Raw genomic sequence first — 11,809 nt, forward strand, 5'->3', positions numbered from 1 at the left:
AATTATTTTGAAAAAATAGAGGGTAAGTTTTGTAAAATACGAGGTGATATAGGATGAACTTAGAACGAGTTCAATTGAATGGTAAAGATATATTAGAAAAAAGTTTTAAAACGGGAATCCGTGGATACAATCAAGAAGAAGTAGACGAGTTTTTGGATACTGTTATCCAGGACTATGAAGTGTTACACCAAGAAATAGAGAGATTAAAGCAAGAGAACGAACGTTTAAAAAAGACTTCAGAACCATCAAGAAGCAGGCCAACATCAACAAACCAAGTGAATTATGATGTTCTAAAACGACTATCCAATTTAGAAAAAGCTGTATTTGGTAAAAAATTTGCAGATTCATAATAACCTTTAATTACCAGTGATTGTCTTTGTATAATATGTTAAGATATTTATATTGACTGTTACTGATTTAACTATTACAATGAATTAGCAATTAAATGAATGTTTGAGTAATCGCTGCATCTTTTTGATGTAGAGGAAAGTCCATGCTCACACAGGCTGAGATGCTTGTAGTGTTCGTGCCTGACGAAATCATAAGTCAGGGTAACCAATTTGGTTAACGGCAGGGAAAATACCTAAGTCTTCATTGATATGGTATTACGACCTTGAAAGTGCCACAGTGACGGAGTCAAGTAGGAAACTGCTTGAATGGAACGAGGTAAACCCCACGAGTGAGCAACCCAAATATTGGTAGGGGCATCCTGGAGTAGGGAATTAGAACCGAAACAGGGACAAGCATTGTCTTGTAGATAGATGATTACTACTTGCGTACGAGGTTGACCACCGTTTGCAGTGCAATAGTACAAAACATGGCTTACAAAACATTCATTTGGTCTATAATATAGAAGACAGCTACCCTTTCTAAAATGCAACTTGCTTTAGAAAGGGTTTTTTACTATTGGTCAGAAAGGAAAATACATATGACAAAAAAACAAGTTACATTAATTGCCACCGCAGCTATGGGTTTAGAGGCAGTTGTTGCAAATGAAGTGCGTGCTCTAGGATATAGTGAGGTTAATGTTGAAAACGGTCGTGTAACTTTCTCGGCTGACGTATCTGCAATTCCTCGTTGTAATTTATGGCTTAGGACTGCCGATAGAGTTAAATTATTGATTGGACAGTTCAAGGCGACGAGTTTTGATGAATTATTTGAAAACACAAAAGCATTGCCGTGGGAAGAGTTTATCCCTGAAGATGGGGAATTCCCTGTGATTGGAAAGTCAGTTAAGTCACAGTTGTATAGTGTGCCTGATTGTCAATCGATTGTAAAAAAAGCGATCGTTGATCGGATGAAAAACAAATATGGAATTGCATCTTGGCTTGAGGAATCAGGAGCATTTTATCGAGTGGAAGTTGCACTACTTAAAGATGTAGCAACTCTTACAATCGATACTTCTGGAGTTGGGTTACATAAAAGAGGCTACCGAATAGGTCAAGGTGATGCACCGCTAAAAGAAACATTAGCAGCTGCACTAATTAAATTGACTAATTGGAAACCGAATTACCCCTTTGTCGATCCTTTTTGTGGATCTGGTACGATTCCAATTGAAGCAGCATTAATTGGACAGAATATAGCACCAGGCTTTAATCGTGAGTTTGCATCTGAGAATTGGGGGATAGTTCCAGTTAATCTCTGGGATAAAGCTCACGAAGAAGCAGAAGATTTAGCAAACTATGATCAACCCTTAGATATTACCGGCTCTGATATTGACCATCGTATGGTAGAGATAGCGAATAATAATGCAATTGAGGCGGGTCTAGGTGACTTAGTAAGTTGGAAGCAGATGCAAGTAAGGGATTTTAATCATAAGAGAGACAATGGTTATATCATTGGTAATCCACCTTATGGTGAAAGATTAGGTGACAAAAAAGAAGTAGAGAAAATGTATAAGGACTTAGGCCATGCATTACAAAACTACCCATCATGGAGTGTTTATATTTTAACTTCTAATGAAAATTTCGAAGCTTTATATGGTCTTAAAGCAACGAAGAAACGCAAGCTTTTTAATGGGTTTATTAAGACCGATTATTATCAATATTTTGGTAAACGTGTGTAAGTGAAATGTTGATGCACAATCGTTTGAATCGTGAATAATAATAGGTTCTAGATTTAAACATACTATTTAAAAGTTGACCACACTATTCTATTCTCATAAATATTGGGAGGGGGTGTGGTCTTTTTGTTGGTTGATTTGCTATAAATTAATTTTTAGAAGATATAAAATAAGTGAGGGGTAACTTAATATATAACCACCTACTTTCTTAGGAGCGGATATATTTAACCTTTGCTAAGTGTGGATCTAGCTGCTTCTTTTAGCTTTTCCATTTGTACTATCTTGTTTGATTGATAAAGCTGTTTTATTAGTTTTTTCCGCCATAAATATCACATCAATTCGTACTCGCTTGTCTTACAAAAATATTCACCACTATAAGATTGGATTAATAAATAGATGAGATTTAAGGAATGCGAACAAAAGGCGAACAGATCAAATAAGACACAAATTGAGATATTATTAGAAGAAATGAACTAAGAGATTATGATAAAGAGGTTGTGTAAATAGCATTAATTTGTTTTTCGGAATGTGCATAATCTGAGAATATTATCCATTATACTTTACTGCAGTACAGATTATTTATATAATTAAAATTAAAAAGATTAGTGATTTTCAACTTAATATTATGTTAATTTCCCTTTAAACTCTTACAATAGGAGTGATTATAATTTAACTTCTGATGAGAACTTTGAATGGACTAAGGCAACGAAGAATCGCAAGCTATTTAACGGGGTTATTAAAACAGTTTACTACCAATACTTTGGCAAACGTGTGTAAAAAGGGGATGTTTATATGAACGCTAGTAATAAATTGGAACAGGACTTTCTCGAGCTTCTTAAAGAACAGAGCTCTTATGAAGAAGCACTTTCATTAATACAATGGGATTTAAGAACAAAAGCACCAAAAAAAGGAACCGAGCAGCGATCAGAGGTTATTGGCTTTCTATCGCAAAAGCTGCACCATTTATCAACCTCTGATAAAATGAAAAACTTTATAGATAAGTTAAAAGATAATACAGACAATAAAATTATTCAGAGATCTGTTGAAGAATGCGAAGAAGAATATAATCGAAATAAAAAAATTCCTGAACAAGAGTATAAAGAATTTATTATTCTTCAGTCCAAATCGGAAACTGTTTGGCAAGAAGCACGGGAAAAGAATGATTTTAAAATTTTACAACCATATTTAGAGCAATTAGTTGCGTTTAATAGAAAGTTTGCTGAATATTGGGGTTACGAAAAAAATATCTATGATGCGTTATTACATATGTATGAACCAGGGGTGACGACAGAAGTACTTGATCAGGTGTTTCCAAAATTAAGAAAATCACTTACTGGATTAGTTGAAAAAGTGAATAACTCTAAAAATAAACCCGATCCTGCCATTCTGCAGCATCACTTTCCAAAACAGAAACAAGAGCAGTTTAGCTTGGAAATTTTAAAGAAGATGGGCTATGACTTTGAGGCTGGTAGATTGGATGAAACAATACATCCTTTTGCCATTTCACTTAATTCTAATGATGTTCGTGTTACTACTCGTTATGATGAAGATGATTTTAGAATGGCTGTTTTTGGTACCATCCATGAAGGTGGACATGCACTATATGAACAGAACATAAGCGATACTCTAACTCAAACACCGCTTGCATCAGGCACATCGATGGGAATTCATGAGTCTCAATCATTATTTTGGGAGAACTTTATCGCGCGTAGTGAAGCTTTTTGGCAAAACCACTATAAGTTATTCAAATCATTTGCACCGAGTGAGTTCAATCAGGTTGATTTTTCCGATTTTTATCGCTCTATTAATGAAGTTAAACCTTCACTTATTAGAATTGAAGCTGACGAATTGACCTACTGCTTACACATTATGGTACGCTATGAATTAGAAAAAGCTCTAATCAATGGGGAAATTGAAGTAAAGGATTTACCGGAGCTTTGGAATCAGAAAATAGAAGATTATTTAGGTGTACGCCCAAGTTCCGATAAAGAGGGTGTTTTACAAGATATTCACTGGTCCGCAGGTAACTTTGGATATTTTCCTTCCTATGCGCTAGGGTACATGTATGCAGCGCAGTTGCATCATTCATTAGCTGAGACGATTGATGTTGATAAAGTCGTCAAAGACGGAGACTTTGTTAAAGTAAAGGAATGGTTAAGTGAGAACATACATCAGTATGGAAAAATGAAAAAACCACTAGAAATTTTAAATGATGTAACAGGTGAGTCTTTAAATTCTCAGTATTTAGTTGATTACTTAACAAACAAGTACAGTAAAATTTATCAATGGTAATAAAAAGAGCACACGTAAATTTAGCGTGTGCTCTTTCTAATGTCTATTGAATCAATGTATCGAATGGAGGAGACCCTGGTGGCGCGTGTTGTATTATATCTATAACTGGAATCGTATAAGCAAACAAGATAAGAGCAATTGTTATCCCAATCCACAGTTTCCAGTTTTCTAAGAACATTGGTGTTGGTTCTGCATGCTCAGACACCTCAGCAAGTGGAAATTCTTCGACACCTTTTGGTGCAAACCAAACCATGTTAATGAAAATGTAAACCATTAATATGATTCCAATGAATAATATGGATCCTCCTACCGCTTGTGCAATTTGATAGCTAATCCATTCACTAGCTTGTTCAGTACCACCATAAGTGGAATAAGATGACCGACGTGGGGCGCCTAGTAAGCCAGCTATATGCATAGACCCTGACATAATCGTCATACCCACAGTCCACACTATTGTTTGAATGATACCTAGTGTGTTAATTTTAGCAGTCAATTTTCTTCCAGTTAAAGCAGGGATTAGCCAATAGGATATACCGAAAAAAGTAAGAATAACGGTTGAACCAACTGTTAAGTGGAAATGACCTGTTACCCAAATGGTATTGTGAATAACCTGATTCATCTGGTTAGATGCATTTATTATTCCACCTGTTCCAGCAGGTATAAAGAAGAGCATGCCGATCATTGGTGCAAAAAAACGAACGTCTTTCCATGGTAGCCCTTTTAACCAACCAAACAATCCTGTGTAACCCTTTTTCCTGCCAGTAACTTCAAAGGTAGCAAACATGGAAAAAGCAGTTAATAAGGACGGAATAATAACCATAAATGTTAATACTACTTGAATGAATTTCCACATCGGATCAATACCAGGCTCTGTCAATTGGTGATGAAAGCCAACTGGAATAGAAAACATCAAGAATAGTATAAATGCTAGCCTTGCTAATGAGTCACTGAAAATTTTTCCGCCAATAATTTTGGGAATAATTGCATACCAAGCCATATAAGCCGGTAATAACCAAAAATAAACTAACGGATGTCCAAAATACCAGAATAGAGTACGACTTAACAATACATTTATGGTATCTACCATGCCTAATGACCATGGAATAAATTGAAGCAGGACAGTTGCTGCCACTCCAAGAGTAGCAATAAACCATAAAAGCATGTTAATAACAACCATGAATGCAAGAAGAGGGGATTTCTCTCCTTTATGTTTCTTTTTCCATACATAGAGTTGTCTGAAGTTAGTAAAACAAGCAATCCAACTTCCTATAACAACTAACGCCAATCCAATATAAAAAGTTGGAAAGGCTTTAAGTGGTGCATAGAATGTGTAAAGTACGTTTGCTTTTCCAAGTAATATTGTGATGGCAGTAGTAGTCGTTCCAAATAGCATAATCCAATAACCGAACCAAGCGCTTTCTCGTTGTTTATCTGTCATACCAACTGTCTTATTCATAAGTGCGAACTGAAAGCCGATTATGAAGAAAGTCGTTAAAACAAGAGCTAATAGTACACCATGGATAGTTAGTATTTGGTAATATCCAATTCCAAAAGGTAATGTCAGTGTTCCTGATCGTACTAGAGTTTGTAGTAACCCCATTAATCCACCTATAAATAACGAAATAAATGCAACATACATATGAGCCATTACTAATTTATTATCATACTTAGTTAAACCGGTTTTTGCTGATATCATGGTTTATACACCTCCACAGTAGCTGCCATGTAGTGATGACCTGTTCCGCAGTATTCATTGCATACTAGAGTATAAGTGCCAGCTGTTTTTAATACAGTTTCCAATGAGCTAATATGTCCAGGTTCAACCATCATGTTTACATTCGTTCCTGCAAGATGGAACCCATGTACAACATCCGTCGTAGTTACTTGAAATAATACCGTAGACCCTTCAGGAATTCGAATGTTTTTCACGGCAGATCCTTCTTCATCTAACCCGAAATCATAGTTAAACGCAGATGCTATTACACTAACAATATATTTATCCTCACCAACTTGGCGAAGACCAAGATTTTCATCTCTGAAAGCCTCATGAGCTTCTACGTTTTGTGGATCAATTGTAGCTAAATGACTTGGTGGTTGCATTCCTTTATAAAATGCACCAATTCCGAGTACCGTTAAAAACAAAATTAACGATGCAACTCCAAATATGAGCCAGATTTTTTCGTATTTGTGTAAATGCATGAACTTTCCCCCTTAAAAACTATAAATCTATCGTGCAACAAATAAAGCAAAGACAATAAACCAACTAATAACAATAAAAGCACCGATAGCGAACACAGCAATCAATGTACCTTTTAATTCTGGTTCAGTTTCCGATGCAATTTCCTTATTCTGTTTTTGCAATGGACTATTAGACATTGATCTTTCACCCCTTCATACTTACTCTGATTATACATTTATAATTTTACATGAAATTAAAGGCTAATTGAGGTGTGAATTAGACGATTCACAAATTATTCAATAATGGTGAAACCACCTACTAATTAAATTTTACAAACCTTTTTGTTTATAAAGTTTGTGACAAAGTTGTGAACAAACTGCTCTTTCAATTACAAATTATTCCATTATTTATTTTGTTTCATCATTTATATTCGGATATTTTGGAACTGAAAGTAAAAAAAAGAAGCCCTCAAAAGAATATCTTTTAGGGGCTTCTTTGAAGCTTTATTAACTGAAATTAACTAAACGCTGCAGCCATATCAGGTACAATTAATTCAACCTCTTCGTATAGAGAAGCTATTGTGTTTTGGAATTCTTCCCATTTTGACTCAGCAGTGGATAGATCAATCTCGTCTGCCTCTAAAGCAGTTTGAATTTCACTATAATAAGCACTTAACGAAGCAATAGCAGAATCATATTGTTCTTTTAAATCCTCTGGAATATCTGCTTCAAGTTTGTAATCTTCAAGAGTTGTTTGTGCTTCTTCAGCAGCAGTTTTAGCTTCAGTAGCAAGTGCATCGACTTCTTCATCTGTTGTATCTTCACTTTCAACGGATGCTTGAAAATCATTTATTTTTTGTTGGAACGGAGTAACAACTTCGGCCAGATTTAACTGTTCGTTTAGTAAAGCGCTTTTTATTTCTTTGTCTTTCGTAGCTGCTTGATCATCAGCACTTGTTTCTTGTTGATCGTCGCCTGTATTATCTGTTGATTCATCATCTGTTTGTGCACAACCTGTTACAAGTATTGTAATAAGTAGACCGAATACGAGTAAATATTGTTTCATGTTTGTTTCCACCTTTACTTCCTAAAATTGTAATTCACTATGTATTTTAATACCCTCTATTTTAAAAGTAAACATTCAGAAAAAATGTTATAATAGTATGAAATTTATGACTATTCAATTTAAAAAGGAGAATTAAAATGTACCTACCTAGTTTTGATTTAGAAGAAAAGCTAGCTGTAGTCACTGGAGCAACAAAGGGAATTGGAAGAGTAGTTGCACTTGCTTATGCAGAGGCTGGAGCAAATGTTGTATTAATTGCTCGGACAAAGTCAGAGTTAGTAAAGGTTAAAACGGAGGCTGAAGCCTATGGAAAAAAAGTTTACATAATTTGTAGTGATATAAACAGTCACACTTATATTATCGAACAGTTAGACCAAATAATCGGACAAACGCCAATCGATATTTGGGTTAATAATGTAGGTATAAACATACGAAGTGAAGCCCTTGAAGTGACTGAAGCAGAATGGGACCGAATTGTAGACACAAACATGAAAAGTTCTTTTTTCTTAGCACAAGCTGCAGGCAAAAGAATGAAGCGTCATCAACAGGGGAAAATTATTAATATTTCTTCGGTAGGTGGACATGTCGCATTAAGGACGGGTGTTGTTTATGCAATGACGAAAAGTGCGCTTATTCAAATGACCAAAAATTTGGCATTAGAGTGGGGTAAGTATGGAATTAATGTTAATGCTATTGGTCCTTGGTATTTTAAAACAGAACTGACAGAAAAACTACTAGAAGACGAAGAGTATCTAAGCGATATTCTTTCAAGAACGCCACTTAATCGAATTGGAAAACTAGTAGAACTGGCAGGGACTGCAGTATTTTTAGGATCTGAAGCAAGTAATTATATTACTGGGCAAACGATATTTGTTGATGGAGGAATGACTATTTACGGATTTTAGAAAACGATTATTTTAGATAAAACGATAATTAATTTAATAAAAATTTTACTATTTGTGCACACTATAGTAAAAAAGGTGATATTTATGGCTTATATATTTTCGATTGGGGTAAGTATTCCTGAGTATAACATCTCTCAAAGTGAAGTTAAGGAATTTGTGAAAACAATATTTCCTAGACCCAAAAGGGAAATGGAAAGATTACTACCTATTTTTGAAAATGCTAACATTTCTAATCGTCAATTTGTTGTAGGGAAGTCGTGGTTTAGTCAAGAACATCCTTTTGAAGAACGCAATCGACTTTACCAACAAAAATCTATTGAACATGGTGAAGAGGCAATAGAAAATTGTTTATGTAACTCAGATTTTTTATCATCACCTATTCCCTATGAGGCAGTAGATGCTATTATATTTGTTTCAAGCACTGGTATATCTACACCTTCGATCGATGCGCATTTATTAAACAGAAAAAACTTTAGAGATGACGTAGTTCGAATTCCTTTATGGGGTTTGGGCTGTGCGGGTGGTGCAAGCGGGTTAGCAAGAGCAAATGATTGGCTAAATTCACACCCGGATAGCTGCGCTCTGGTTGTTTGTGTTGAGCTGTGTAGCCTAACTTTTCAAAAAGGTGATTCAAAAAAGAGTAACTTTATTGGTACAGCCTTGTTTGGGGATGGAATATCAGCAGCCTTAGTGGTAGGGGATGAATCCAAATATTTAAAAAACAGAAAGGGATTAACTCCGAAAATTGGAAAAACAAGTTCTAGAATGAAAAAAGATAGTTTAAATGTAATGGGATGGGACATCTCAAGTCAAGGTTTTGAAGTAGTATTCGCTAAAAGCATTCCTCAATTGGTTAAGTCTTTCTGGAAAGATCATATCCATACATTTATCGAACAACTAAACATTACTAGCGCTGATTTACCTTTTTTCGTGGCACATCCAGGTGGACAAAAAGTATTGCTCGCAATGGAAGAAGTACTTGAAACTTCAAGCAAATCCCTACGTCATTCATACCGGGTGTTGGAACAACATGGGAATATGTCGTCCGCAACTATTCTTCATATTTTAGGAGAATGGATGAAAGAGGATATTGCTGAAGGAGAAGAAAGCATTTTGTCAGCGCTAGGACCGGGATTCAGCTCTGAGTTAATGAGTTTGAAATGGTCATTATGACAACAGGCTTATGGTTCATTTTAATTTTTTTGATTTGTCAACGGATTGTAGAATTAGTAATAGCTAAGAGTAATGAGAAGTGGATGAAACAAAGAGGAGCGTTTGAAACAGGTCAAAAACATTATAAATGGTTTGTAATCGTTCATTGTCTGTTTTTTCTCTCCCTGATACTTGAAGTGTTTAATAATCCAGATGATATTACTCCACCAATTGCCTTACTATTCGTATTTGGAATTACACAGTTGTTTAGGGTATGGTGTATTACTTCTTTAGGTCGATACTGGAACACTAAAATTATTGTCCTACCAGAAGCGGAAATTGTAACTAGAGGACCTTATAGATTTATAAAACACCCTAACTACTTAATTGTTGGAGTTGAGTTATTTGTCATCCCTTTGATTTTTGAGGCGTATATTACCTCAATATTATTCCCGATTCTACATCTTGTATTAATGAAAATTAGAATTCCAACAGAAGAAAAAGCATTACTCAAACTTTATGTAGAAAAATAAAGAGTGTACCGTATAGACAAACGGATGTTCGTAATTTATACTAACTAGTAAGAAGTAGGTCCATTTAATTAATTAGTAGAGGTGGCCCACCATGAAAAAAAGTAATCGATTGGCATATTATATTGAAGATTTATGGACAAAGGGATTCAAATTGACTGATGAAGAAGTACGTTTCATCTACTTTGGAAAAAACTCGACAGATGCACCTGAATGGAAAATAATGCTGGCCTTAAGAATAACCTTGCGTGTTCAAAAGTCATTTGATGCGAGCTTCTTTTTAAGTCTACTTGAGTTACTGAATAGTGATACAATTAAGACTAAAAAAGAAGCAAACACCGCGTTAAAAGACAAGGGATTCGTCTAGTTGTTTACATATGGATTGCCTGTCTTGCTAAACGATCCGCATGCTGATTTTTTTTTTCTGGTATCCATTTAATAAAGAAAAAGGGGAACTGCTGTGAATCTTTTACTATTCGTTCAAGTAAAGGAATAAACTTAACATTCTTAGTGTGTTCTTTCTCGAAAAGGTCCACGACTAGTTTCGAGTCAGATCGAAAAGATAATATCTCATTAGGGAATTTCTGTTTACATATTTCAATTCCTTTAATAACAGCCCAAAATTCCGCTTCGTGATTTGACAACATTCCAAGATGAAAACTATATTCATGAATTGTTGTTCCTTCTTTTATATAAACACCAGCTCCGCTTAACCCTGGATCTCCATTAGCTGCTCCATCGGTATATATTTCAATCATGCCGTTTCTCCTTTAAAGGATATACTTTTAATTAAACATTTATCCTATTAAACAGTTTTTCTTATTTTTTTGGCCATATACAAAAACGGGGTATCAATAGCCGCTACAATAAATTTTATTATATAGGTAGTAATAAATATTTCTAACCAAATTTGAAATGGGTATTGACCTAAAAAAGCTATCGAACAAAATATGGCACTATCCAAAAGTTGACTAATCATTGTACTTCCGTTATTCCTAATCCACAAAAACTTAGGATCAGGTAGCATTGCTTTAATTTTTGTATAGATAAAGACATCAAAATATTGGCTGATTAGATAAGCTACTAGGCTACCAAGAGCGATACGAGGAACAAGACCAAAGAGTGTTGTTAATGAATCCTGTGCAAAATCACCTGGCCCTGGTTGAAACTGCAATGCAAATTGCATCATTATAGTCATTGCAATTAACGTAGAGAAACCTAACCAAACAGCTTTTTTTGCATCAGACTTTCCGTACTTTTCATTGAGAATATCTGTTGCCAAAAATGCTGTACCATAAATAATATTTCCTAGTGTGGCTGTTAAACCAAAAAGTTCAATCGTCTTAACTACTTGAATATTTGCAACAACAGTTGACATGCCGATCCACACAAATAAACCTGGTTTTCCAAAAATACGGTAAACTAGGATAAGCATTCCAAAATTCATTACTGCAAATAATATCCATAACCACTCATTCATCATTAGCTAATCCTCCTTAGTTTTGATAACGCGGGAATTTGCGAACCGCGACTATAAACTATCCATTTTATCATAACAATAATAGTAACACTTAAAACCACAAAATATCTACCAATCCGATTAGCATCTATTTTGTGTATCTTG

The 11,809-nt window shown here is 35.0% G+C and carries 13 protein-coding genes, 1 other RNA gene and 1 pseudogene; 9 read left to right on the forward strand and 6 right to left on the reverse strand.

Features of this window, described 5'->3' with window-relative positions:
* The first annotated feature begins 53 nt into the window (after positions 1–53).
* The 5 genes and pseudogenes from gpsB to LD272_RS01065 all read left to right on the forward strand — a co-directional run bounded on the left by gpsB (position 54) and on the right by LD272_RS01065 (position 4,354).
* A complete protein-coding gene (gpsB, locus tag LD272_RS01045) occupies positions 54–350 on the forward strand; it encodes a cell division regulator GpsB (RefSeq protein ID WP_226034728.1) in 297 nt (98 codons plus the stop codon).
* 99 nt (positions 351–449) lie between these two features.
* An RNA gene (gene rnpB, locus LD272_RS01050) (RNase P RNA component class B) lies at positions 450–830 on the forward strand.
* A 98-nt stretch (positions 831–928) separates the two neighbouring features.
* Positions 929–2,065 carry a THUMP domain-containing class I SAM-dependent RNA methyltransferase gene (locus tag LD272_RS01055; protein ID WP_226034729.1) on the forward strand — a complete coding sequence of 379 codons (1,137 nt, stop codon included), beginning with the start codon at positions 929–931 and terminating at the stop codon, positions 2,063–2,065.
* A gap of 654 nt (positions 2,066–2,719) precedes the next feature.
* Positions 2,720–2,839, forward strand: a pseudogene (locus LD272_RS01060) (class I SAM-dependent RNA methyltransferase); the annotation flags it as partial.
* A gap of 15 nt (positions 2,840–2,854) precedes the next feature.
* Complete coding sequence (locus LD272_RS01065; RefSeq protein WP_226034730.1) at positions 2,855–4,354, forward strand: carboxypeptidase M32; 1,500 nt, start codon at positions 2,855–2,857, stop codon at positions 4,352–4,354.
* A gap of 43 nt (positions 4,355–4,397) precedes the next feature.
* Here LD272_RS01065 and LD272_RS01070 read toward each other — a convergent pair whose 3' ends face one another.
* From LD272_RS01070 to LD272_RS01085, 4 genes are all read right to left on the reverse strand, one after another.
* Positions 4,398–6,050, reverse strand: coding sequence for a b(o/a)3-type cytochrome-c oxidase subunit 1 (locus LD272_RS01070; protein ID WP_226034731.1), 1,653 nt, complete (start codon positions 6,048–6,050; stop codon positions 4,398–4,400).
* The gene (locus LD272_RS01075; protein ID WP_226034732.1) at positions 6,047–6,553 is read right to left on the reverse strand and encodes a cytochrome c oxidase subunit II; all 507 of its coding nucleotides are present in this window, start codon (positions 6,551–6,553) and stop codon (positions 6,047–6,049) included. The genes LD272_RS01070 and LD272_RS01075 overlap by 4 nt, the downstream gene beginning before the upstream one ends.
* A gap of 27 nt (positions 6,554–6,580) precedes the next feature.
* Entirely contained in the window at positions 6,581–6,730 is a 150-nt protein-coding gene (locus tag LD272_RS01080; protein WP_226034733.1) for a cytochrome c oxidase subunit 2A, read from the reverse strand.
* A 319-nt stretch (positions 6,731–7,049) separates the two neighbouring features.
* Entirely contained in the window at positions 7,050–7,598 is a 549-nt protein-coding gene (locus tag LD272_RS01085; protein WP_226034734.1) for a hypothetical protein, read from the reverse strand.
* Positions 7,599–7,735: 137 nt separating this feature from the next.
* Between LD272_RS01085 and LD272_RS01090 the strand changes: the two genes are divergently transcribed.
* The 4 genes from LD272_RS01090 to LD272_RS01105 all read left to right on the forward strand — a co-directional run bounded on the left by LD272_RS01090 (position 7,736) and on the right by LD272_RS01105 (position 10,552).
* Positions 7,736–8,503, forward strand: a complete 768-nt coding sequence (locus tag LD272_RS01090; RefSeq protein ID WP_226034735.1) for an SDR family NAD(P)-dependent oxidoreductase — start codon at positions 7,736–7,738, stop codon at positions 8,501–8,503.
* Positions 8,504–8,587: 84 nt separating this feature from the next.
* Entirely contained in the window at positions 8,588–9,676 is a 1,089-nt protein-coding gene (locus tag LD272_RS01095) for a type III polyketide synthase (RefSeq protein WP_226034736.1), read from the forward strand.
* Positions 9,664–10,188, forward strand: a complete 525-nt coding sequence (locus tag LD272_RS01100; RefSeq protein WP_369413905.1) for an isoprenylcysteine carboxyl methyltransferase family protein — start codon at positions 9,664–9,666, stop codon at positions 10,186–10,188. The genes LD272_RS01095 and LD272_RS01100 overlap by 13 nt, the downstream gene beginning before the upstream one ends.
* Before the next feature lie 91 nt (positions 10,189–10,279).
* Positions 10,280–10,552, forward strand: a complete 273-nt coding sequence (locus LD272_RS01105; protein ID WP_226034737.1) for a DUF6123 family protein — start codon at positions 10,280–10,282, stop codon at positions 10,550–10,552.
* A gap of 4 nt (positions 10,553–10,556) precedes the next feature.
* Here the strand turns inward: LD272_RS01105 and LD272_RS01110 are convergent, their stop codons facing one another.
* Positions 10,557–10,943, reverse strand: a complete 387-nt coding sequence (locus LD272_RS01110; RefSeq protein ID WP_226034738.1) for a ribonuclease HI family protein — start codon at positions 10,941–10,943, stop codon at positions 10,557–10,559.
* Positions 10,944–10,990: 47 nt separating this feature from the next.
* Positions 10,991–11,668 (reverse strand): queuosine precursor transporter, encoded by a 678-nt coding sequence (locus tag LD272_RS01115; protein WP_226034739.1) that lies wholly within the window; start codon positions 11,666–11,668, stop codon positions 10,991–10,993.
* Positions 11,669–11,809 lie beyond the last annotated feature (141 nt).

Source organism: Aquibacillus saliphilus, assembly GCF_020404745.1.
In the GTDB taxonomy this organism is placed as follows: Bacteria; Bacillota; Bacilli; order Bacillales; family Amphibacillaceae; genus Aquibacillus; species Aquibacillus saliphilus.